This is a genomic window from Chryseobacterium sp. 27AL, from assembly GCF_057815395.1.
Genome location: NZ_JBYRIW010000064.1, coordinates 1 through 209 on the forward strand (window position 1 = coordinate 1; position 209 = coordinate 209).

General features: G+C 48.8%; 1 protein-coding gene. It reads right to left on the reverse strand.

The window, feature by feature from the left end:
- A partial coding sequence (locus AC3WV0_RS18205; protein WP_488847499.1) for a hypothetical protein occupies positions 1–209 on the reverse strand: 209 nt, incomplete at both ends.

Consider the following 209-nt stretch of genomic DNA (forward strand, 5'->3'; position numbering starts at 1 on the left):
CTGGTTAAGCTTTGAAGCAGTTACCGCACCATCTGCTATTTTAGCAGAAGTTACTGCACCGCTTGCAATGGTAGGGGCAGCAACAGGTCCTGCTAAATCTCCTGCCAGTTGTATAATTCCTTTTGTCGTTGCCGTAGCATCATTTGCCGAGAAGGAAGTTCCTGTCAGGGTGAGTCCGGTTCCGGCGGTATAGGTAGTATTTGTGTCAG